Origin of the sequence: Halorussus marinus (assembly GCF_004521895.1) — an archaeon.
GTDB lineage: Archaea > Halobacteriota > Halobacteria > Halobacteriales > Haladaptataceae > Halorussus > Halorussus marinus.
This window is the reverse complement of record NZ_SBIR01000009.1, coordinates 53080-75020: the sequence shown is the minus strand read 5'-3', so window position 1 is coordinate 75020 and position 21941 is coordinate 53080. Positions and strand designations below refer to the sequence as shown.

General features: G+C 56.9%; 27 protein-coding genes. 15 read left to right on the top strand and 12 right to left on the bottom strand.

The features are described from left to right. Positions 1–542: 542 nt before the first annotated feature. The 3 genes from xseB to EPL04_RS12625 all read right to left on the bottom strand — a co-directional run bounded on the left by xseB (position 543) and on the right by EPL04_RS12625 (position 2024). Positions 543–725, bottom strand: coding sequence for an exodeoxyribonuclease VII small subunit (xseB, locus tag EPL04_RS12635; protein ID WP_011222436.1), 183 nt, complete (start codon positions 723–725; stop codon positions 543–545). A gap of 3 nt (positions 726–728) precedes the next feature. Further along, positions 729–1781: an exodeoxyribonuclease VII large subunit gene (xseA, locus tag EPL04_RS12630; protein ID WP_004594545.1), complete on the bottom strand. Its 1053-nt coding sequence runs from the start codon at positions 1779–1781 to the stop codon at positions 729–731. 75 nt (positions 1782–1856) lie between these two features. Further along, positions 1857–2024, bottom strand: coding sequence for a DNA-binding protein (locus EPL04_RS12625; protein ID WP_004594546.1), 168 nt, complete (start codon positions 2022–2024; stop codon positions 1857–1859). A 133-nt stretch (positions 2025–2157) separates the two neighbouring features. On the opposite strand from EPL04_RS12625, the gene EPL04_RS12620 reads away from it, so the two are divergent. Further along, positions 2158–2451: a PadR family transcriptional regulator gene (locus EPL04_RS12620; RefSeq protein WP_004594547.1), complete on the top strand. Its 294-nt coding sequence runs from the start codon at positions 2158–2160 to the stop codon at positions 2449–2451. 71 nt (positions 2452–2522) lie between these two features. Here EPL04_RS12620 and EPL04_RS12615 read toward each other — a convergent pair whose 3' ends face one another. Together EPL04_RS12615 and EPL04_RS12610 are read right to left on the bottom strand one after the other, a co-directional pair. Then, the gene (locus tag EPL04_RS12615) at positions 2523–3041 is read right to left on the bottom strand and encodes a winged helix-turn-helix transcriptional regulator (protein ID WP_004594548.1); all 519 of its coding nucleotides are present in this window, start codon (positions 3039–3041) and stop codon (positions 2523–2525) included. Beyond that, on the bottom strand, positions 3038–3316 hold the full coding sequence (locus tag EPL04_RS12610) for a DUF7471 family protein (RefSeq protein WP_225935279.1): 279 nt from the start codon (positions 3314–3316) through the stop codon (positions 3038–3040). The genes EPL04_RS12615 and EPL04_RS12610 overlap by 4 nt, the downstream gene beginning before the upstream one ends. Positions 3317–3546: 230 nt before the next feature. Here EPL04_RS12610 and EPL04_RS12605 point away from each other — a divergent pair, with 230 nt between their 5' ends. From EPL04_RS12605 to EPL04_RS12590, 4 genes are all read left to right on the top strand, one after another. Then, entirely contained in the window at positions 3547–4134 is a 588-nt protein-coding gene (locus tag EPL04_RS12605) for a methyltransferase family protein (RefSeq protein WP_004594550.1), read from the top strand. A gap of 76 nt (positions 4135–4210) precedes the next feature. Next, positions 4211–5518 carry a twin-arginine translocation signal domain-containing protein gene (locus EPL04_RS12600; protein ID WP_011222434.1) on the top strand — a complete coding sequence of 436 codons (1308 nt, stop codon included), beginning with the start codon at positions 4211–4213 and terminating at the stop codon, positions 5516–5518. Next, the gene (locus tag EPL04_RS12595; protein ID WP_004594552.1) at positions 5505–6566 is read left to right on the top strand and encodes an iron transporter; all 1062 of its coding nucleotides are present in this window, start codon (positions 5505–5507) and stop codon (positions 6564–6566) included. The genes EPL04_RS12600 and EPL04_RS12595 overlap by 14 nt, the downstream gene beginning before the upstream one ends. Before the next feature lie 229 nt (positions 6567–6795). Continuing rightward, positions 6796–7866 carry an iron transporter gene (locus tag EPL04_RS12590; protein ID WP_011222433.1) on the top strand — a complete coding sequence of 357 codons (1071 nt, stop codon included), beginning with the start codon at positions 6796–6798 and terminating at the stop codon, positions 7864–7866. 60 nt (positions 7867–7926) lie between these two features. Here EPL04_RS12590 and EPL04_RS12585 read toward each other — a convergent pair whose 3' ends face one another. After that, positions 7927–9438 (bottom strand): hypothetical protein, encoded by a 1512-nt coding sequence (locus tag EPL04_RS12585; RefSeq protein WP_004594554.1) that lies wholly within the window; start codon positions 9436–9438, stop codon positions 7927–7929. Continuing rightward, positions 9422–9688, bottom strand: coding sequence for a hypothetical protein (locus EPL04_RS12580; RefSeq protein ID WP_004594555.1), 267 nt, complete (start codon positions 9686–9688; stop codon positions 9422–9424). Before EPL04_RS12580 ends, EPL04_RS12585 begins: the two co-directional genes overlap by 17 nt. Positions 9689–10169: 481 nt before the next feature. Between EPL04_RS12580 and EPL04_RS12575 the strand changes: the two genes are divergently transcribed. The 6 genes from EPL04_RS12575 to EPL04_RS12550 all read left to right on the top strand — a co-directional run bounded on the left by EPL04_RS12575 (position 10170) and on the right by EPL04_RS12550 (position 15400). After that, positions 10170–10574, top strand: a complete 405-nt coding sequence (locus EPL04_RS12575) for a DUF7541 family protein (RefSeq protein ID WP_004594556.1) — start codon at positions 10170–10172, stop codon at positions 10572–10574. A gap of 20 nt (positions 10575–10594) precedes the next feature. Then, on the top strand, positions 10595–10783 hold the full coding sequence (locus EPL04_RS19525; RefSeq protein WP_004594557.1) for a DUF7333 family protein: 189 nt from the start codon (positions 10595–10597) through the stop codon (positions 10781–10783). Between the two features lie 126 nt (positions 10784–10909). Further along, positions 10910–13594 carry a heavy metal translocating P-type ATPase gene (locus EPL04_RS12565; RefSeq protein ID WP_004594558.1) on the top strand — a complete coding sequence of 895 codons (2685 nt, stop codon included), beginning with the start codon at positions 10910–10912 and terminating at the stop codon, positions 13592–13594. A gap of 1 nt (position 13595) precedes the next feature. Beyond that, complete coding sequence (locus EPL04_RS12560; protein WP_004594559.1) at positions 13596–14033, top strand: hypothetical protein; 438 nt, start codon at positions 13596–13598, stop codon at positions 14031–14033. A 21-nt stretch (positions 14034–14054) separates the two neighbouring features. Further along, positions 14055–14990: a cation diffusion facilitator family transporter gene (locus EPL04_RS12555; RefSeq protein ID WP_004594560.1), complete on the top strand. Its 936-nt coding sequence runs from the start codon at positions 14055–14057 to the stop codon at positions 14988–14990. Between the two features lie 26 nt (positions 14991–15016). Beyond that, entirely contained in the window at positions 15017–15400 is a 384-nt protein-coding gene (locus tag EPL04_RS12550) for a SpoIIAA family protein (RefSeq protein WP_004594561.1), read from the top strand. Here the strand turns inward: EPL04_RS12550 and EPL04_RS12545 are convergent. The 5 genes from EPL04_RS12545 to EPL04_RS12525 form a co-directional block, all read right to left on the bottom strand. After that, positions 15397–16719, bottom strand: coding sequence for an arylsulfotransferase family protein (locus EPL04_RS12545; protein ID WP_004594562.1), 1323 nt, complete (start codon positions 16717–16719; stop codon positions 15397–15399). The genes EPL04_RS12550 and EPL04_RS12545 overlap by 4 nt on opposite strands. After that, positions 16716–16994 (bottom strand): DUF7521 family protein, encoded by a 279-nt coding sequence (locus EPL04_RS12540; protein WP_004594563.1) that lies wholly within the window; start codon positions 16992–16994, stop codon positions 16716–16718. The genes EPL04_RS12545 and EPL04_RS12540 overlap by 4 nt, the downstream gene beginning before the upstream one ends. Then, on the bottom strand, positions 16991–17368 hold the full coding sequence (locus tag EPL04_RS12535) for a winged helix-turn-helix domain-containing protein (RefSeq protein ID WP_004594564.1): 378 nt from the start codon (positions 17366–17368) through the stop codon (positions 16991–16993). Before EPL04_RS12535 ends, EPL04_RS12540 begins: the two co-directional genes overlap by 4 nt. A 140-nt stretch (positions 17369–17508) precedes the next feature. Beyond that, complete coding sequence (locus EPL04_RS12530; protein ID WP_004594565.1) at positions 17509–17736, bottom strand: hypothetical protein; 228 nt, start codon at positions 17734–17736, stop codon at positions 17509–17511. A 60-nt stretch (positions 17737–17796) separates the two neighbouring features. Further along, positions 17797–18759 carry a transcription initiation factor IIB gene (locus EPL04_RS12525; protein WP_004594566.1) on the bottom strand — a complete coding sequence of 321 codons (963 nt, stop codon included), beginning with the start codon at positions 18757–18759 and terminating at the stop codon, positions 17797–17799. 70 nt (positions 18760–18829) lie between these two features. Here EPL04_RS12525 and EPL04_RS19435 point away from each other — a divergent pair, with 70 nt between their 5' ends. The 4 genes from EPL04_RS19435 to EPL04_RS12505 all read left to right on the top strand — a co-directional run bounded on the left by EPL04_RS19435 (position 18830) and on the right by EPL04_RS12505 (position 21786). Next, positions 18830–19447 (top strand): COX15/CtaA family protein, encoded by a 618-nt coding sequence (locus EPL04_RS19435; RefSeq protein WP_011222430.1) that lies wholly within the window; start codon positions 18830–18832, stop codon positions 19445–19447. Positions 19448–19551: 104 nt separating this feature from the next. Continuing rightward, positions 19552–20538, top strand: a complete 987-nt coding sequence (locus tag EPL04_RS12515) for a thioredoxin domain-containing protein (RefSeq protein ID WP_004594568.1) — start codon at positions 19552–19554, stop codon at positions 20536–20538. Between the two features lie 7 nt (positions 20539–20545). Then, positions 20546–20962, top strand: a complete 417-nt coding sequence (locus EPL04_RS12510; RefSeq protein ID WP_049909643.1) for a disulfide bond formation protein B — start codon at positions 20546–20548, stop codon at positions 20960–20962. Between the two features lie 251 nt (positions 20963–21213). Beyond that, complete coding sequence (locus EPL04_RS12505) at positions 21214–21786, top strand: CPBP family intramembrane glutamic endopeptidase (RefSeq protein WP_225935283.1); 573 nt, start codon at positions 21214–21216, stop codon at positions 21784–21786. Positions 21787–21941 lie beyond the last annotated feature (155 nt).

Here is a 21941-nt window from a genome sequence, read left to right as displayed (position 1 = left end):
CGAATACACGTTAAGAAACGCTATTCTGAGGCGTTGAGACACGCTTGGATATCAGCACCAGTCGGAAAAGTCAAAATCACGAGAGGAACGGCGACAAGCGACCACCCGACTGGATCCAACTGTGGAACCGGATTCGACGAGAGATAGGCTCCAATTCCGAGTACGACAATAGGGGTATAGAGGAGAGTCGGCGCGATCGAACCGAGTCGGATAGCGACCGTCGGAGCAGACGGGGCGTAAACGGCGTCAACGTATGGGCCACGTCGATTGACACCGAACGAGACTGATTCCGCATAGAGCCTGTGGACGGCGTAGTGTGCGGACTCATGGAGGATCCACGCTACACCACACGCGAGTAGGTAGACGCCGAATATCAGAACCGTCTCATGGAACATTGGAACTACCGTCGAACGGTTCGAAATGGGAGGACATCGCAGATAAGCCTGAAGGGTAACCGTGGCTAGCGACCTTAACCAACAAGCTCGTGAACAACGGCAGGCTGTTGGTTAACGCGGAGAGACAGTCGATACCGCTGCCGTTCCTCATTTGATCTCGATGACCTCGCCCTGGCCTTCGTGGAGTCGCTCGCGGATTTCAGTTAGTAACTCCTGCCCTTCCTCGTACAGCTCACTCCCTTCATCAAGTGACACCTCATCCGCGTCGAGTTGGTCGATAATCTCTTCGATTCGGTTCATCCGACTCCTGATGTCCGTGTCTTTTGCCATCGATTAGATCACCCCCAGCCAGAGTGCAGTAATGAGCAGCAACAGCACTAGGAGCACGACAATTGCAACCTTGTAGTAAACTGGCGACAGGCCCTCAGGCGCGGTCGCCTCTTCGACTGCCTCGGCCAGTTCCTGTTCGTGTTCGTGCTCCTGTTCAAAGGTCTCGTACGCGGCCTCAAGCTGTTGCTCAAGCGGGCCAATGTCGCTAGCCAGGAAGTCATTCCGAGACTTCGCGATGTACTCGCCGGCCGCTGTCGGTGTGATCGCGGCCATATCCGCTACCCGATCCGCGATTAGCCGGTCGTCAGTATGGCCAATTGCCGTGACGATCGGGGTGTTCGCGGTGAAGATCGCTTCCGCGACCCGCTCGGTGTTGAACGCCTGAAGGTTCGAATCGCTCCCACCGCCGCGGCCGACGATAATTGAATCGACGTCCTCGGAGCGGTCCAGATGGTGAATCCCGTTCGCGATAGACGTCGGTGCCTCTGACCCTTGGACGGTCGCATCCTTCACCAGGATGTCGACTGTAGGGTCTTGCTCGTGGATCGCGCTCTGGATGTCGTACCGAGCATCCCCTCGGAGTGAGGTCACAACACCGACCCGTTCCGGAAACGCTGGCGGGCGCTGTTTCTGCTCGTCGTCGAACCAGCCACGCTCTTCGAGCTCGCTGCGCAGTCGCTCGACCGCGGCCGCTTGGTCGCCGTCGCCGACGACGATCACTTCCCACGGCTTGAGGTCGATTTTCCCGCCTTCAGTCCAGTAGTCGATATCGCCTTCCAGGATGACCTCAGTCCCGTCCTCGAGCTCGGCGTCCATCTTCCGATAGCGGTTTGCCCAGATCATACAGGGGAGCTCGGCGTCGCCATCGGTAAGCGTGAAGTAGAGCGCTGTACTGTTCTGATGGAGATCCGTGACTTCGCCAATACAGCGGACACCGTCGAGGGCAGGCGCATCCTCGACGACCGAGGCGATTCGGTCGTTCAGCTGTGACACGCTGAGGACGTCTCCTGCCTCAGGCTCGACCGCCTGCCGTTCAGTATCCGGTGCGTCCGCCATCTTCGTTTCCTAACTTCTGTACAGGAACCTCAAAAAGCTACGTTCGAGTGACGGGCTTGGCTGCGTTACGCAGGCCTACAGGTCGCGGGGCTGGACCGTCTTCCGGTCGTTGGACTCGGCACGCTCTGCGGCGTCGTCGAGCAGTTCGGCGACCTCCTCGTTGAGCGTGTCGTAGAAATCTGCCGAGACGTTGTTGTCCGAGAGTGCGTCCTTCACGGCTGCTTTGACGATTAGGTCAGACATTCCATCGCGGAATTCACCTGTCCACTATATAAAGGTTCGAAGTTTTCACGCGATATCCCGACCCAGTCAAGCCAAAATCGCCTCGGGGTACCAGAGAGAACATATGCCACCCCTCAAAATAGAGAACAGACGGATGCACGATCTAACTGGGTTCCAGCGGGACATCTTGTATGTAACGGCCGGGCTCAAGGAACCACACGGGCTCGCAATCAAAGACGAACTCGACGACTACTACGAACAGGAGATCAACCACGGGCGCCTCTATCCGAATCTCGACGACCTCGTCGACAAAGGACTGCTCGAGAAGGGTGAACTCGACAGGCGGACGAACGTATACACAGTTACACAGCGCGGTCAGCGTGAAATAGAGGCACGTCGTGAGTGGGAAACCCAGTATCTGGGAACCGTGGACTCAGGGACTGCATAGCGTTCTATCCAAGTGGGTGCAGTAATCGAACAATCAAGTTCTCGTTTCAACGAAATACATCCGAGGGCTCGTTACGATCCATCCGCCAATAGGTTATCGACGAGGCGGGTGAACCGGTCGATCATCCGATCGGACAGCGAGGGGGAGATCTCTTCGAGGAGGCGAGCGGTCTCAGTCCGCTCGGCTGCGACCAGCGTCACGTGATTATTGACATCTCGGTGTTTCTCGATGAGATTCTGTTCCGTCAAATGATCCAAGTGCCACTCAAGGGTTCCCCGAGCAATCCCGAGGGACTCTGTGACAGCGTTCGGGCTGGATGTTCCCTGTTCGAGAACACAGAATAAGATGTCGCGTGCTGTTTCCCGGCGAAGGACAGCGATTGCTCCCCGCTCCCACGCATCATATTCCGGTGTGTAATAGTGGGTCCGGCCATAGAGAGGTAGGTTGACCACTCTCTCTTGATTCTGGAGTTTCCTGAGATGGTACTGTACCTGTCCTGGTGCGAGGTCGAGTCTCCGCGTGAGCGCGTTGAAGTGTTCTCCAGGGTGGGTGGCAATATACTCGTGAATTCGGTCACGTTGGTGTGTCATGTATCGAAGTTGGTCTCGTTCGAAATGGTTCGGGAGTGATAGACTGCAGCAATAACGAGCGCTACAAGAATGACATCAAGCCCGTGTTCGAGGAGGTGATGCTCGGCTTGTGAAAACAGGCCTACGATGGAGATCCCCGCAACCGCAGAGCGTCCAAGAAGGGCAGCCAATGCAGCGACGATTAACAGATATGGACGGGATTGGCGTTGAACGAACGCGCCGATCGCAAGTCCCAGAAGTACCGCTGTACCCGCAGCCGCGGCGGTGATCACCACGAGCAACGGAAGGGACTGCGAACCGGTAAACCCGCTATGGAGTGGGACAAATCCCGCCATGTGGGCTGAATTTGAAACGCAGTTACCTGAGAACGTCGATTCGAGTTACTCCGGATGTTAGAATTGTAGAGAGTGGTTGGTGGTTCCAAACCTCTTCAGAGGGAGCAGTACCCAGATGCGAACCCAAGATTGTCTCACTTTTTTGTCCTTCACTATCACGACATACACGTATGTCCTCGTTCTCAGATCGTGCGCTCCTGACGGCGGTCGTCGCGGATGTCACGCTGATTCTCGGGTACGCCATCAGTGCGGTTCATCCTGACCGTCGAGTGTGGCCCATCGGTGACAGCTCTTGGCGGTGGTGGTTCAATTGGTCAGCGCTCTCCGTCGTGTTCGCTGGGTTTCCCGTGCTGGGCGCGCTCGATCGGGACTCCTTCATTTTCACCGAACGTTGGAGCAAACTCACGGGTAGCGGTATCGCCGCACTCGGGATGGGATTTGCCCTCTCAGCACTCTTCGAACTTGGGTGGATGGAAAGCAGTGGAAGAGAAGGGGAACTTCGGACGAACGGTATCTACCAGTACACGCGCAACCCTCAGAGCGTGGGATTCATTACGTTCATCGTCGGCGCGATCATTGCAGTGAACTCCCGGAAACTGGCTGTACACGGCATCTTGACCATCCTCGTGTACGCACTGTTCCCGTTTGCCGAAGAACCGTGGCTGCGAGAGCAGTATGGCCAGGAATACGAGCAATACCGCAAGCGGGCCCCCCGATTTATCGGGTGGAACTTGGTGAAGAAGCTCATCACCAGATAGTCTACTACCGACCTTGAGCGGGGATTCAAGAACTCTACCAGAACCGCCTTTTCCGTTGGCTTCCTAACTGTCGTCAATGACTGATGAGAGAGGTATCCCTCGCAGAGAATTCCTCAAGTCGGCCGTCGCTATCGGAGGCGCAGCGGCATTCAGTGCCTGTTTAGGCCGTGAAGATGTTGACGTCCCAACAGGGCCGGATGATCTCTCGTCGTATCCACAACGTCAGCACGCTTGGAATGAGGCCCTCCCACGGGACGACCACGGGAACGTCGTCGCTCCGAGCCATCGTGTGCTCCTCTATCTAAATTACCGACGAGACGGGCCCCCGAACGAAGACGACCGTGACCAAGTTGAAACAGCTCTCCGTGGGATCGAACACGCCTACGAGCGAAGCGGGGGCGGGTTATTGCTCACGGTGAGTTATTCTCCGGCATACTTCGACCGATTCGACGAATCGCTTCCCGAAGACGTTGACCTCCCTGATCCAGAAGCACTTGCGCCGTTTGAGGATCCCGAGTTCGATACGCCCGATGCAGTCGTCCATCTCGCGAGTAACACGGCACAGGTGGTGCTCGGTGCCGAAGAAGCCCTCAAAGGGAACAAATCAACCCTCAACGGTGTCGATCAGCCTGACGCTACACTGACCGATGTTTTCTCAATCGCCGACCGGCGGACGGGCTTTATTGGGGACGGGTTGCCGGCGGAGAATGCTGACGATGCAGAGGGTGTTCCGGCAGATAAGGTCCCAGAGGACGCGCCGCTGTTTATGGGATTCAAATCGGGATTCAAAAAGAACCAGGCCAGTGAAGATCGCGTGACAATCCAGTCGGGGCCGTTCGCCGGTGGAACGACCCAGCACATCTCCAAGCTCCAGCTCAATCTCAATCAGTGGTACAATCAGGACGATCGCTGGCAGCGTGAGGCGAAGATGTTCTGTCCGTACCACGCCGAGAACGACGTAATCGAGGGCGCTGGAGACAATCTCGGAACCAGCAGCAAAATCGACGACTGTCAGCCAACGGATGAGACGGCCCGCGAGATGGGCGTCGTCGGTCACTCCCAGAAATCCGCCCGCGCTCGCGATGACGATGACTCGCCTCTCATCCTTCGGCGCGACTTCGATTCTACCGACGGTGAAACCGCCAGCCTCCACTTCCTTGCGCTCCAGCGACGGATCACCGACTTCGTCGACACGAGAGAAGCGATGAATGGCACTGACGTCACCGAGCAGTCGGCCGTCGGTCAGCGAAACAACAACGGCATCCTGCAGTACATCCGAACGGAGCGTCGCGGTAATTTCCTCGTCCCCCCACGGTCGTTGCGTTCGCTGCCGCCTGCGCGACCGGTCGAGAACGCACAGGAGGTGACGCATGAATCGTCGTGACGTGCTTCGGGCGGTCGGGGGCACGTCACTCGTGGGGCTCGCGGGGTGTACCGGCCTGTTTGAGACGCGGTCAGCGCGGGCACCACCGCTCCCCGAGAACCGCCCGGACGCAGTCTACTATCCGACCCACTACGAGGGCATGAAAATGCCCGGAATGAAGGAACAGGGCGGGTACAGTTGTGCGCTCACGTACTCGTATGCGCACCGGTTCTGGCTGATGAAGCCGAATGGGATCACGAAGGTCGAGATTCAATCCGAAGATTCGATTCACCTGATGCCGGTCGTTTGGGAGACACAGACGGGGATCATCCCACCCGATATCAATCCACAGCTCACGATTACACAGGACGGCGAGCAGGTCGACCAGTTCGCACCGTGGCCGATGCTCTCCCAGCCGATGGGGTTTCACTTCGGCGATAACGCACAGCTCCAGGGCGACGGCACATACACTGTCGAGGTCAGCATCGGCGGGCCGTCGACGCGACGGACGGGGTCGCTGGCCGAGAATCAGGGGAACGCCTCGTTCACGTTCGAGTTCGAATTCAGCGAATCGACGCTCAACGAGATCTCGTATACGGACATTCCCGACGACAGAGAAGGCACGAAGGGTGCTGTCGACCTGATGGACATGGAGATGTTACCGAGTTCGCAAGTGCCGACACCGGACGCGCTCCCGGGGGACGTTCGTGGCTCGGGGACGAGTGGGGACGCGAAGTTCGTGGTTACGATCCTCGAAGACGCGTCACGTTTCGGTGGGGACGAGGAGCAGAGGTATCTCGCTGTTTCTCCGCGCACACCCTACAATCGAACGATGCTGCCGATGATGTCGCTTTCGGGAACACTGCACCGTGACGGGATGTCAGTGTTCGACGGAATTCTACAGGCAACCATCGATCCAGAGCTCCGCTATCACTACGGAGCGACGGTCGCAGATGTACAGACGGGAGATGAGCTGACGATCACGGTCGATTCGCCCCCACAAACAGCTCGCCATGAAGGATACGAGACAGCCTTCGTTGATATGCCAGATGTGCAGGTGACGTTGTAGTTCCAAAGGTGTCTTTAGAATTCCAACCGAAGCCAAATCTATGGAAGAGAAGCACCTCCTACTGGCGACGTTACTTGGCGTTGTCTCACTCCTGGTACTCACCGGATTCGTCGTTCGCTTAGCGTAGACAGTCACAGAATGGCCGAGGCTGGCAGTTACAGAAACCCCCGGTTGACGACAGCGAGGTCGACTCAATGAATCTACCAAACATAGTATCTCAGAGGAGAACATGAATCGGAGAACGTTTCTCAAACAGGGGACTGCTCTCTCGGGGGGCCTGGTACTGTCTGGTTGCCTGGGGCGGCTCGGATTCGAGACGCAGTCTGCATGGCGTGATCCACCGATCGTGGAGGATCGACCTGACGCGGTCTACTATCCGGCAATCATCGAAGGGATGGGAATGTACGGAACGACGACGGCAGGCAGTCTCGGATTTGCACTGATGCACTCCTTCCCGCACCGTTTCTGGAACCTCACTGGCTCACGAAAGACGAAAGTCGTCGTTCAGTCGGATGATTCGGTGCATCTGATGGCGAGTGTCTGGGACACCGAGACGGAGACGATCCTCCCGGTCGACGTCTCTGTCGAAATCAGTAACAGCGACGGTCGAGTGTCCTCGACCAACCTCTGGCCGATGATCTCGCCGAATATGGGGTTCCACTACGGCGACAATATCGCTCTCCCGGGGGAAGGACAGTACGATGTGACGCTCCAGGTTGGCCCGTTGCAGACAGCTCGTACGAGTCCATTCAACGGGCGATTTACAGAGGGACAGTCTGCCACGATGCAGTTCACGTTCGATACGGATGAGACGTACAATTTGGAGATTCGCCGGTTAGGGGACAAAGCAGGCACCCGTGGGACAGTCGATCTAATGGATATGGAAATGATTCCTGAACCGGTCGTGCCGACAAAATCCGAGCTTCCCGGTCGACTACTCCACGAAGGGCAATCCGGTGACGCAACGATGCTGGTTGCTCTCGTTGACGGTGACCATCGGTTTAGTGATACTGAAGGACCCTTCCTAATCGTTTCTCCACGCACACCCTACAATCGCGTGATGCTCCCGAGGATGGCTCTTTCAGCAACACTCGACCGTGGAGGGGATACAATCACACAAGGGACACTCCAAGCGTCCCTTGATCCTGACCTCGGGAGTTTCTATGGGATGGGTATTGATGAACTCAAGACTGGCGATACGGTCAGAATCACTGTAGAGACACCACCCCAACTGGCGCGCCACGACGGCTACGAAACCGCGTTTCTCGACATGGACCCGATTGAGTTCACTGCCGAGTGATCTTTCTGGTTGAGTTCTGACCTTAGTGTGCGATCCGTTGTTCTCTCGAAACCACCAGAATCAGGGTAGATATGGGGGCGTCGCTCCTGGAAGTGAGAGAATCCAGAGGCTAATAACGGTGTACCCGATCATCACACCGATGAACGGGTACTGGCTCCGGATTGCGACGAGACGACTCGAGAAGAGTTCGTAGGCGGTCGCGTGCGCTGCCCAGATAGCGAGGAGATGCCCGATGAGCACGTAGGCGATACTCAAACCCTCGAACCACCCAGGTGGAGACAATGTCAGGGGATTCGCTGGGGGCGACAGTGGAGAGAGAATTGCCATGCCTAGAGCCGGACTGAGGGATACAGCCAGTCCGGTGTAGTGGGCGAGGTGATATCCCGCTGCGATGGCCAATAGCGAGGGTGCAAACCGAAAGGCGATACGTTTCGCTGTGATGTATGTCCCGGTCCGTCGCCGAGAGAGTACGCCCGCATACCAATACGCGGCGAAGAAAACGACGTAGCCACTGACGAAAAGGAGTGTGTAGATGAGGATCGCACGAATCTGTACGGCTCCCACTCCAATATTGGAGAGGCTGACGAGTGCCTCGGTAGTTGCTGCGCCCGTCTGCGTCGTGATGAAGCCGCTGTACGTGAGCTCCCAAATCAGCGCAATGACGAACGCAACATCGGAGGTGTCCGTGATTAAGTCTGAGTCAGTCAGGTCGCTACCGGGCAGTTTTACAGTGAGCTTCCCGTCCCGCCGTTTTACAGGGGCGACAGCCCCGAAAAATCGGAACAGGACGGATAACGGATCTGCGTTCTCGAACCACGCGTCAGGACCGAAGAGTACTGCGCCTGCGATTGTGACGGCACTGTAGCCGAGGATCGCAAGCGAAAGAATTGACGGAATCGTGCTGACAGGGAAAATCACCTCAATCCACACAAGGAGTAATAGGCCACCGACAGCTGGCCATCGGGCTAATTCTCTTGGATACGTTCTGTGTCCAGCTGGGAGAAGCGAGACGATCCCTCGCCAGGGGTTCAGTGCTGGCCAAACGTTCCCTCCAAGATACGTAAGCATCGGCAAGCCCGCTCGAACGACGACAAATGTGACGAGAATGGTGAAGCTTGCTGTCGGGAGCTGCGGTCCGGTCAGTCCGAGATACACTGCCAGTCCAAGGACGACAATCCCAAAACTACGTCCGATCCATCGAATCGGTGTCCACCAGTCGTCGACCGTCGGACCGGGGAGTGACCAGTTGTGGAGATAGCGGATAAAGGCTCGATCAGTAACGAAGCTCGCAAGTAGGGCAGAGGCGCCGATCGTGGCGCCGCCAGTGGCAAGATACAGCCATCGGGGAACGGCAAGGGTATCCCGAGGCTGCTTCGAGAGCGTCATCCCGTTACCGGCAGCGACTGTTTCGGTAAACAGCGTCAGTATCGAGACCCAGAGTACAAACTGTACGAAGAGTCTGAGCTTCGTGTTCGAGACGACCCAATGACGAAGCCTCGACCCTGGACCTGACTCTATGTGTACCTCTTCGCTTGCCCCGGTGTTCGTATCTGAGTCAGGCAAAGATAGCATACATGAATAGAAGACCGAAGTACAGGAGCACGAGGGCTCCAAGCGCTTTCAGACGGAGTGTACGCAACTCGTCTTCTTCGTCTGCTCGGGCAGAGAGGAATGCGTCCTCCTCGTCGTCATCCAGCTCTTGGGGATGTTCTAAGCCTTTGTGGAGGACGAGGCGGTCGGTCGTCGGGAACGGATGCCCACAGTAATCACACTCCCCTGCAGGTGAGTCACGCCGTGGAACCGTAGTGCCTTCGTATGACATACTCTCGAAAGCTGTTATTCGGCCGTAGGCCAGTCAGCGTTGAAACCGTTCTGGTTCGACGTTCGAACTTCTCCGCTCGCGTATCGACCTACGTGGCGTCATCAATGGCCAGAATGGTCGGTTACAACAGATCTGCTAGCGAAGAACGAAGTTGTCCAAACGCTCCCTTTGACAGCGTGGAAGTAGTCTTTTGTTCAGAGTGGTTGTCTTCGACTGGAGACTGACTCTCCGTTTCTCGCTCTTCTTCGTAGGCGTCGCAGTAGATGCACATAAAAAAGAGTAGGCAGAGCGTCTCTATAAAACCATTTGACCGTAAGATGGGATAGCGCGGAGAATCGGGACTAAGCAGTATTACCAGCTTCAGACTGTGAGGTTATACCGCACCAATATTAACTAACGGCTGAATTACAGCCATTTTCTATTAACTATAGGGGTATCAATAACAGCCGATTTATTATATCGTGAAGCTCAACTCGAGATAATGAGCGATTCCGAAGACACGGATTCAACCTTCACGGGAGCGAGTCCATGGCCACTCTTTGTCGCTATTGGATTTGCTCTCTCGGAGGTCGGTGTCGTTCTCGGCCTTCGTCCTGTCTCTGTTGCGGGACTGTTGTTGTTCGTCGGATCTGTTGCTGGCATTCTCACAGAGGCGGAGTATATTACTGAACCAGCGAAAGCAGCAGGTGTTCAAGGATTCGTCCTCTTCGGCATCGGTATCTTGCTGATCACACAGAACCAGACCGGGACGACAATCCGCGGTCAATCGATTGCGATCGCTGGTATCCTGTGTCTCGTTGGTGCACTTGTCTGGGTAGGCTTCGTTCGAAGGAAGACCCGCGCAACGGTATCGACAGCAGAGACGTCGGAAACAACATCTGATTGAGTTTCAGTAACAAACTATCGATGGAATTCGATAACACGAAAACGGTAATCGCGTTCGGGGTCCTGCTCACCCTCATAATTGGTGGGACGATGATGAGTCCGACGAGCAAAAGTACAGTCATGATGGTGAGCGTCGGCCTCGTCGTGTTTGGAGTCTTTACGCTCTTCCTCGAGGTCAAACACGGTGAGTATCGAGCAAACCATACTTAGGTCTGCATTTGAGATGAGACAACGGCCGAGTTAATAATATAGGGCAAAGTATTTATTAGGTATTGGCAGAAAATGGGTGTTTTATAGCAGTCGATTTAATAAATGTGTAGTGGCTAGGGGAGAGTGATGACCTCCCCCGACGACGATTCCCACAACAGGAGTGGTGAGCCACCGGATCGCGCCCACGAACACGAAGAAGGGTCCCACGAGCATAGTCACACGCATGACCACGACCACAGTGATCACGAACACGCCCAACACACAGAACAGGGCGTCGACGACGTTTCTCCACCCATAGACCAAGGGGACGTTGCACAATTCGCGGTCCCGGAGATGGATTGTCCATCCTGTGCAGGAAAGGTAGAGAACAGCGTCGAAAAACTGGACGGAATCCGCAGCGTCGACCCGCAAGTGACGAAAGGGACGCTGACCGTTTCATACGACGGCGAACAAACGAGTGCCACCGCGATTGCTAATCGGGTCGAAAAGGCCGGGTACACCGTGGAGGACACCGGCGAAGTGTCCTCGAAATTCACGGTTCCGGAAATGGATTGCCCGTCGTGTGCTGGCAAAATCGAGAACGCTCTCGAGAGGGTCGAGGGAATTACAACATTCGAAACCCAGCCGACGACCGGAACCGTCGTCGTCACGTACGATTCTTCGAGGACTGGAGAAGCCGATATCATCGGCGCTATCGAACGTGCCGGGTACAAGGTTACAGACACGTCGAGCGACGAATCAGGACGGCAGGACCCGACTGAGGAACGCGAGAGCATCTGGACGAGTCCACGAGCACTCAAGACGTGGATCAGCGGTGGATTCGTCGCTCTCGGCTTGCTCTTCGAGTTCTTCCTGACCGGGCAGAATGTACAGCTTGCAAGCCTTCTCGGAACGGAGCTGCTCGTCGCCGACGTACTGTTCCTCGTTGCCGTCGCGTCCGGTGGTCAGGAGATCTTCCGCAACGGCTACTACTCCGCTCGGAATCTGAACCTCGATATCGACTTCCTGATGTCGGTGGCTATCCTCGGAGCACTCGTTGCGAGCCTCGCCTTCGGTGAGGCGCTCTACTTCGAGGCGGCCACCCTCGCGTTCCTGTTCAGTATCGCCGAGCTGCTGGAGCGGTACTCGATGGATCGCGCTCGGAACTCGCTCCGGGAGTTGATGGACCTCTCACCGGATGAGGCAACCGTCAAACGGGACGATACCACGGAGACAGTTCCTGTCGACGAGGTCGCTGTCGGCGACGTGGTCGTCGTCAAACCGGGGGAGAAGATCCCGATGGACGGAACCGTCGTCGACGGTGAAAGCGCCGTCAATCAGGCACCCATCACAGGCGAAAGCGTACCCGTCGACAAGACGATGGGAGATGAGGTATACGCCGGCACGATCAACGAAGAGGGCTATCTTGAGGTAGAGGTTACCTCTGAAGCCGGTGATAACACGCTCTCGCGAATCGTGGAGATGGTCGAGGATGCCCAGTCGAACAAGACCGAGCGCGAGCAATTCGTCGAACGCTTCTCAACGTACTACACGCCAGTCGTCGTTGCCTTCGCCATTTTGACGACGGTGGGAAGCCCGTACGTTCTCGGCACGACCTGGCCCACGGCCGTCGTCTACGGGTTGACGTTACTGGTACTGGCCTGCCCGTGTGCGTTCGTCATCTCGACACCCGTGTCCGTCGTGTCGGGAATTACGAGCGCCGCGAAGAACGGCGTCCTGATCAAGGGCGGCAACCACCTCGAAGCGATGGGGGCCGTCGACGTCGTCGCCTTCGACAAAACGGGGACGCTCACGAAAGGTGAGCTCACCGTCACTGACGTCGTTCCATTAAACGAAAATTCGGAGGAAGACGTCCTCCGGTGTGCCCGCGGGCTCGAACAACGGAGCGAACATCCCATCGGCGAGGCGATCGTCGCTGAGGCCGGCAGCATGGGAGTCGCCGAGCGCGAGATCGATGATTTCGAGAGCATCACCGGCAAGGGCGTCCGGGCCGACCTCGACGGGACGCCCCACTTCGCTGGCAAGCCGGGGCTGTTCGAGGAGCTGGGATTCGACCTATCACACGTCCACGCGACCACTGACGGCGGTGTCGTCACCCAGACAGCTCGGCAGATATGCGACCGGAACAACTGCCTCGACCTTCTCGACGAGACCGTTCCCGAACTCCAAGCAGAAGGGAAGACCGTTGTCCTCGTTGGAACCGAAGACGAACTCGAAGGCGTCATCGCAGTCGCCGACGAGATCCGACCCGAAGCGAAGCGAACAGTGACGCGACTCAAGCAACTCGGCGTCTCCCGAACGGTGATGCTGACGGGTGACAATGAGCGGACTGCCCGCGCGATCGCCGAACAGGTCGGCGTCGACGAGTACCAGGCCGAATTACTCCCCGAGGACAAGGTGACGGCGATCGAGGAGCTCGTCGAGGAGTACGACGGCGTTGCGATGGTCGGTGACGGCATCAACGACGCACCGGCGCTCGCCACCGCCACAGTCGGCGTGGCGATGGGGGCTGCCGGGACTGATACCGCATTGGAGACCGCCGACATCGCCTTGATGGGTGATGACCTCGCAAAGCTCCCGTACCTCTACGAACTCGCACACGATGCGAACGGGGTCATCCGACAGAACATCTGGTCGAGTCTCGCTGTCAAAGCCGGGCTGGCAGTCGCAGTCCCGTTCGGATACGTCCCGATCTGGCTCGCCGTCCTCGCTGGCGATGCCGGAATGACGACGGCCGTCACCGGGAACGCGATGCGACTCTCTCGAATCACGCCGGAGACAGACACCGAAACCAGCGCTTCGGAGGGGTAAGATGGGTGCAGAGAATGAGGGAAACGCAACATCCCATACGGAGGCAGATCAGCAACGATACCCGTTCGGACTCTCGTCTCCGCAGTTTGCCGTCCTCGTTGTGCTCATTGGGCTCATCGGGCCCGGTTTGTTGGTATACACCTTCGAACAGGCGAACCTCTCTGCAGTTGCTGACCTCGTGTGGATCGTCGGCTATGGCACAACCGTATTTGTGGTTTGGTTCATCTGGCTTCGTCCGCTCGATTTCGCGGGCTCCTCCGCCCAAGATACATCACTCTCCGAAGAATCGGAGCGGTCCAAACCAGAACCGGAGGGAGCCGATGAGGAGATTACCTCTTCGGATAGCACTGAATCAACGGCGCAGGATTCGATGGTGACGAGTGAAGACGGGGCCCAGGAATCTACCCAGGAACAACCGGAATCCTCAGATTCGAAATAGAACCCCCTCTAATGTGAACTTATGACCCTTCACGAGCATACTGATGAGGAGACCGCAGAGCACAACCTCCCGTCTAAATCAAGTGGCAGTACGCGTCGGCTTGCGCTCGTCGCGGTCGTCAATTTCTTTGGATTCGTCATCGAACTGGCTGGTGGACTCCTGTTCGGGTCGGTCGCGCTTATCAGCGACGCACTCCACATGCTGTTCGATATGCTGGCGTACGCGATGGCGTTCGGCGCGAGCTACACCGCCGAACGGTTCGAGGGTGGCGAGGCGTGGTCGTACGGTCTCCACCGACTGGAGCCGGTTGCGGCCTTCCTGAACGGCGTCTTGCTCCTTCCAATGGTCGGATACATCGTCTGGGAGTCCTACCAGCGGTTCCTTGAGCCAGTGGCGATCAATCCCGAGTTGACGCTGATCATCGCTACGGGTGGCCTGCTGGTAAACATCGGCTCCGTGTACGTGTTGCAGGGTGGTGAGATGAGTCTCAACGAGCGCGGGGCGTTCTACCACCTGCTCGGTGACGCCGGTGGCTCTGTTGCGGTAATCGTCTCGACCGCCGCCGTCGCAGTGTTCGATCTCCCCATCGCAGACCCTGTGGCGGCCGTACTCATTGGGCTGCTGGTGCTCGCGTCGGCCGGGAACGTCCTCCGGGAAAGCACCTCGATCCTGTTGGAACGGAGCCCGGTGTCGTCCGAAGAACTCCGGGATGAATTGACGACACTCGATGGCGTCGACCAGATTGAGGATCTCCACGTCTGGCAAGTCTGTAGTCAACTCACCGTCGCAACCGTCCGACTGACAGATACGTCGACCACACTCGAGGAGCAACGGAGAATCCAGTCACGGGTTCACGACTATCTCACGAATCGAGGAATCGACCACGCAACCGTGGAGCTCGTCGGGCGTACCGATCCCGATACTGACCCTGTCGGTACGACGAATCACTCCCACTAACGATGTCCCACACAGCACCCGATCAAATGTTCGAGGTGTTGGACGAGACGAACGAGAACCTCATTGCGATTCGCGTCGGGAAGGGCACGCGAACAGGCTATCAAGAGCTGTACTCACTCCTCGTCGAAAAGAGCGATAAGCACGGGTACATCCACGTGTACGAGGAAGTTCCGAACTGGACGTTCAGGGCGTTTCTCACACACCTCCACGGGGTGGTTCCCGATCTCCGGTACGGCCCTGAGTTCGATATCGACCGGTACGCCGCAGTCGGCGATACACGATGGGCAAAACTCCTGTTCGACTGGTGGTATGCAATCCGACCGATCTGGCCAGTCGCCCCCAACGAAATGCGATATTTCGACATCAAGAAACGCGAGCGAGCTCTCGACTGGCTTCGAGAGGAAATTTAGTTACGAATACGATCAACTCCGCCGACGACAATGAGGAGTGTAGAGACAAGCGTCAGTCCAAGTTGTGGTTCCCGGAACCAGAATGGCGTTGACGGAACGACTGCCCGAAGCCCGACCAGCAGTAGTGAGAGAACCGGCACGCCGGCGTCAGGGCTGTCGACGCTGCTTCCGTTAGTCGTGTACTTCGGGGCTCCGACAGACTCACCGTAGGGCAGTCGGTCGGCTTCGTATGGGATACGCTCTGTTCGAACGCTCCAGACGACAGTCCCGGATTCGTCGACCTCTACGAGTCGCCGGTTGAGCGTGTCGGTGATAAGCGTGTTTCCGTTCGGGAGGCGATCCGCATCCCGGGGCCAATCGAGCTCGACACCCGCTGCCCGATCAAGAGCCCACGCTGGCTCCCATTTACCGCCCTCCGTTCGATGCAGTTCCACGACTCGGTCGTTCTCGCTGTCGGCAACGAGGACGGCACCATCCCCGAGCCACTGGGGGTTGTGCTGGTGGTTGAGCACGTCGGGGTCACCGCATCGAATATCGCCATCATTGTCATAGTCGTTCAACTGGCCGGATTTCCGGCAATTGGCATCGTTCGAATCGGTCGTATCCTCATTGATAACCTCAACGACGCCCTCGCCGCGCTCGATAACGAGTAGCTGGTTGGCATTCCGTACTGAGACGAGATAGCGCCCAGAGCCGATGACGTCCACGTCGTTGATGTGCAGCCAGTCGGTCGTCGTCGGATCTTGTGGGGCGTCGTAGAACGAACTCGCATTCCACTGCCACGTGACTTCGCCGTTCTTGACAGTAAAGATACGCTCGTACTCCATATCGGTGACCAAGTATTCTCCCGATTCGAGTCGTTCGACATCGTGGACTTCGCTGTTCTTGTTCGTTCGCACCGGGAAGCTATACTCCGAAACCACCTGCAGGTCTTTCCCGGGGTCAATGACTCGGAATCCCGTTCGGGTACAGGGAGACTCGTACGGTCCGCACGAAGCGTACCCGCTGTCCATGAACCCGGCTAACACTGTTCCGTTCTCCGTTTGTGTGACGTCAAAATAGCTATCAGCACTCGATTCACGCCAGGTAGTGTTCGTCCCGTTGAGAAGATAGACGCTGCCGTATTCGTGCCAGCCTGGGCCACCCCCCTGAGACCCGACCAAGGTTCGGGACGTCTGGTCTGTCTCCGAAGCCGTCCCAATCGCAGGGGCGAGCATTGCACTGCTAACAAGCGTGAGAACGAACAGAACAACGCCGAAAAGGATTAGGTAGCTACCCCGACGGAGATCAGGAACGGCAACATTCGGAACGGGGTTCATTTCTGGATATACAGCGAGTACATGATGACCGCGAGGCCAAGGGCGACGAACAGGCTGTTGATGAGCACGCCGAGGGCCAATCCGACAGAAAAGAACTGGTTGGCCACGCCAGTTAGAATTGCCCCGAGTGTGATGATACCGAACCCGACACCAAGGACACGTAGCGAATCCGCACCCGTACGTCGATAGGCTTTAAATGCAATATAGGTAATCCCGCCACCGAGAAGCAGGATTACGAACTTGACGACTGCAATCGCCGTGATGACGCCGTTCATACTTCGTCCCCCATCATCGACCAGATATCTGCAAGCCGTTCGTCTGTAGATTTCGGCGGCCGATCGACGCTCACCGAAAACGTACCTGTGTCGTCCATAGAGATCGTGACGTCCTCGAACGACCGCTCGTAGTAGGTAACCCGTCCACCTCCGGGGTTGATCGTCTCCTGTTCTCGAACGAGGGAAGCGGAACTGAGGAGTTCTAATTTTCGATACAGCGTCGACTTGGGGATGTCACATGCGTCGAGGAGTTCGTTCGCAGTCATTGGTTCGATAGTTTCCTGGAGAATAGCCCGACACGCGGGATCATCCAGCGCATCAAGGACATCCTGTACCTCCGGAGTGTCCTCGGACGACACTGAATCATCTCCCATTATTCGATAATACGTGGTCCTCGGGATATGGTGTCCGATTGCTGGAGAGGCATCCCATTGGTCCCACGAACTCAGTCGGGATCGTGGTTCCAGAGTCATGACGGTCGATCCATCGAAAGAGGGGAGACATGGTGACACAATTATGAATCGTGCTGAATTTCGAGTCGTTGTTCGCCTGCGTCTGTGATCTCGTAGAGACCCCTCCCCAGTGGAACAATACAGCCCTCACTATGGAGGTGAGCACACGTTTGGTCAATGGTGATCGGGTGTCCATCGACGGCGTTAGTGATCTCCATCACATGGCACGGTGACTCATCAACGAGCAGCTCCAATATCTCGACCTCGGTCTGTATTGAGAACTCGCTCATGGTAAATATCGTATCATGACCCACTCAGTAGCTGGATTTCGCCCGGCAGGGGCTATCCGGTCAGTCATACTGCGCGTACACCTCGAGAAGCTCTTGGTATCGATTTCGGATCGTGACTCGACTGACGTGGGCGACCTCACTCACCGTCTCCTGTGTGAGCTGTTCGTTCGTGAGGTGGGTCGCAGCATACAGAGCGGCAGCCGCCAACCCGGCTGGACTCTTTCCACTGTGGACGGCATTATCTGTAGCTACCTCAAGCAGTTCTCGAGAGCGCCGTTCTGCTTCGTCGCTCACGTCGAGCGATGACGCGAATTGTGGAATATATTGCATGGGATCCTCCGGCTCGATCTCCAGCCCAAGTTCTCGGGACAGATATCGGTACGCTCGCTGGATCCGGATTTTCTCGACACGGCTGACATCGGCGAACTCCGTCAGCGGCCGTGGCATTCCGTGCTGTCGAGCAGCCGCATACAACGACGCCGTCGACATACCCTCGATCGAGCGACCGGGGAGCAGGTTCTGCTCCACAGCACGCCGGTACAGGACGCCTGCAGTTTCCCGAACCGATTCAGGAAGTCCCAGAGCGGACGCCATGCGGCTGATCTCCCCGAGCGCTTGCTTGAGATTCCGCTCGTGAGCATCCTTCGTACGGAACCGCTCGTCCCACGTCCGGAGGCGCTGTAATTGAGCACGTTTGCGACCAGAGACAGCCTGTCCGTAGGCATCCTTGTCCTGCCAGCCGATAGTCGTACTCAGACCCTTATCGTGCATCAGCTGCGTCGTCGGAGCCCCGACCCGACTCTTTTCATCGCGTTCCTCTGAAGTGAACGCACGCCACTCAGGACCGTGGTCGATTGGATTATCTTCAAAAACCAACCCACAGCTTTCGCAGGTCGCCTCACCGCTGTCGCTAGTCCGTGTAATATGACCCTGACACTCGGGACAGATGTTGTCGTTGGCAGACTTCACCTCGCGGTCGCGTTCATCTATTGACCGTTCCTGGGTATGTTCTTGAGCCATCATACTATTGGCATATAGGGGTTTTCCCTACAAACCGTGTGTCTTCTTAACAGTATCATGAGACGGCTCCTCAATGAATAGCAGGCGGTGTCCCACTCGCTGGGAATCCGGCTTAACACTTTGTCTCCAAGACATCAACTCGTCACACCGCAAGTCAACGTCCCTACCCAATATTATGTCTCAAGCCCGACTCCGCAGGCACGATATACGAACCGCGATTTCAAGGATTCCGGTCGAGTACAGGCATATCGCCAGTTTGACGCTACTAGTGACGTATATTGTGATGCTTCTTGGAGCCTACACCAGTGCAATCGGTGCTGGACTTTCCTGTCCCGATTGGCCGACCTGCTACGGGACGTGGGTCCCCTTCCTTCAACCCGAGATCATTGCTAACTCGCCATACTCTGCACTCCAAATCTTCGCTGAGTGGGCTCACCGTGGACTGGCGATGACGGCCGGGGTTCTGATCGTCGGCACGACCCTTGGAGCGTGGGTGACACACCGTAATACCCCGATTGTCAAATGGTCGGCCACGGCCGCTCTCGTCCTCCTTCCGTTACAGGTTATCCTCGGAGGATTGACCGTCACGGAAGATCTCCAACCGACCATCGTGACGACGCATCTGGGCGTGGCAATTCTCATTCTCCTCTGTCTCCTGACGACCTGCCTCGTCGCATATCTCCGCCGCTGATGACCCCTTGCGTATAACACAATGCCACAGATACCGACGATTCAGCTCACTATGAGAGCAGAACACGGAGCCTATGAAATCTACACTTGGAGTAGTGATCACGAATGACTGCCCATACCTGCCCGATCTGTACAGATCAATTCGAAACAGCTGGAGCAGCGCGTGACCACACATGGAACGTTCACAGCGCCTGCCATTATTGTGGCGAACAACTCGGTGACGAGACTGACGAGCAGCTCTACAGACACTGGCTCGTCGCGCACCCCGACGACCTCTCAGGTGTGGATTACAAACGGGCTGAGACAGCCGTTGATTCACTCACGTTCTCAGAGCGGCTCTCCGAGGGAGGTGTTGGAGCTGCTGTCGGAGGACTAACCCGCCGACAGCTTCTCCTCGGCGGTGGTGGTGCCGCCACTGCCGGTCTCGTGATCGGCGCCACCGCTCTCTCTAACAATACGAGCACTGAGCCGGATGACGGCGCGACTGCTGGAGGTGATACGGGTGCCGTTACCACTGCCCCGATTCCCGACTCGCCTGGAGACTTCCGCTATGCGACGATGGGGTCTGCTGATGCCGATGTCATGGTCACATACTTCGGGAGCTGGAAGTGTCCGTACTGCGCCCAGTTCAGTACGGAGATGCTTTCACAACTCGTGACGGACTACGTGGAACCAGGAACAATTGCGCTCGAGTTCCGCAATCTGGCATATATCGGTGGCGACCCATTTTTGGGCCCCGATGCACCGGCAGCCGGTCAGGCCGGATTAGCCGTCTGGAACACCGACCCAGCCTCATACTGGGCGTTTCACGAATACGTGTTCGGGAATCAACCACCCGAGAGCGACCAGTGGGCGACCGCCGAGAGATTGGTCGAGTTTGCTCAGGCCGCAGGCGTCTCCGAGACAGCGTCGGTCCGCACGGCCATCCAAGAAAATCAGTATGACGACGCGCTGCGGGCGACTGACAGGGCTGCGAGCGATGTCGGTGTCGATGCCACACCCACGCTCCTCATCGATGGCATGACGGTCAATCCACTCGGAAACGAAGAGCGAGTAAGACAGCTGATCGAAGATGCAGCTGGATCAAACTGAGTCATGGATGTCCGACGGACGATTCTGGCTTGCAGGCGGGGCAGGCGTCGCGGCGATTGCAACCCTGGGAAGCCTCTGGTTCAGTCTCGGCCTCGGTCTCGTTCCGTGTACCCTCTGCTGGTACCAACGTATCCTCATGTATCCGCTTGTCGTCGTTCTCGGCGTTGCCGCCCTCGAGAGCCACAACACAATCTGGCGAACAGTCGTGCCACTATCCGTGGTGGGAGCTTCAATCGCGGGATATCACTCCGTACTCCAAGCAACGACGGCCTCATGCACCTTTGCTGGCCCCTGTGCAGTTGTCCAGTGGCAGGCTCCGGTGCTCGGACTTACAATTCCGAATCTCTCACTCATCGCGTTCGTGCTCGTGATAATTACAGTCCTCGCTGGATCCAACCTCGTCGAACCTGAACGTCAGCTATGAACAAAATCACTACCGCGGGATGTCTTGGAATGAATAGCGCCGGAATCGACCTATCGAAGCCAGCTTGTAGGGTGGAGCCCTACGCTCACATCTGATTAATGTCGTCGATATCTCGTTTCCGGTCTGTCGCCTCGGCGATTGGTCTCACGTATGGATCATACGTCGCGGGGGCTATCGTAATCCTTGCCGTCGCGACGGTAGTCGGGTTGTTCGGAGTCGACCTCGCGTCGCGCCCAGCCCTCAGACTGGTTGTGAGCACGTTCTTCCTCCAAGGAGTGACGTTTGGGGGCATCGCCATCCTTTATCTCAAAGGCCGTGATCTCGGATTGGGATTCGTTCCAGTTCGTTCACCTGACAAGCGTGATGGAGCAGTGATTGTTGGCGGGAGTATAGCGATCCTGGGGTTGCTCTTTGTGGCGTCCTCAGTAATCACAGCCCTCGGTCTGAACTCGGCTCAGAATCAGATCGTCGAGGTCGGGCGACAAAATCCGAGTGTATTCCTTCTTCTGATCCCCCTTCAATTCCTGTTAGTCGGCCCGGGAGAAGAGCTGTTGTTCCGGGGCCTCGTACAGGGCACCCTCCGTGAAAGTCTCCATCCGGCTCGTGCAATCATCCTCGCAAGCGCTCTGTTCGCATCGATCCATCTCTTCTCGTTGTCAGGGGAAGGCAAACTGGTGTACATCGGTATCGCATTCGTCCTGGCCTTAGTACTGGGAGCAGCGTACGAGTATACGGACAACCTCACAGTGCCGGCTGTGATTCACGGGACGTATAACGCGGTGCAGTTTGCAGGGGCCTATCTGACGGCGACGGGCGGACTCTAAAAATCTGACCACTTTGTCGTCTCAATTTCAGACTCCTAACGGCGAACAAGTATAAATAAAAAGCCGCCATCTCCATTCGCCTTTTGCCGAACATATCCACGCACTGTCCCGTGAATTGGGACACCGCAGTCGCCCTATGTTTAGGCCAACCAAAA